We start from the raw sequence: 219 nt of genomic DNA on the forward strand, positions 1-219 counted from the left end.
TTTGGCGATGAGCTTCATAGAACCGGCCATATCCAGAGTGATTTCTTTTGCTTTTTTCCGAAGTTTGCTACTTATTTTTGAAAGATGTCTTATAACGATATCACTTTTCGTTCCTTTAATAATCGCTACAATACTTCCTTTTCTACCTTTTGCTGTTTTGGAAGTGAGAACAGTGTAAAGTTCTCCATCAGAAAGGGCAACTTCATCCAAAGAAAGCTG

At 37.0% G+C, this 219-nt stretch carries 1 protein-coding gene; it reads right to left on the reverse strand.

Features of this window, described 5'->3' with window-relative positions; all coding sequences use genetic code 11:
* The coding region (locus AB671_RS21820; protein WP_185114164.1) for a transposase at positions 1-219 on the reverse strand (219 nt) is incomplete at both ends.

The organism is Chryseobacterium sp. BGARF1 (assembly GCF_001677955.1).
Taxonomy (GTDB): Bacteria; Bacteroidota; Bacteroidia; order Flavobacteriales; family Weeksellaceae; genus Chryseobacterium.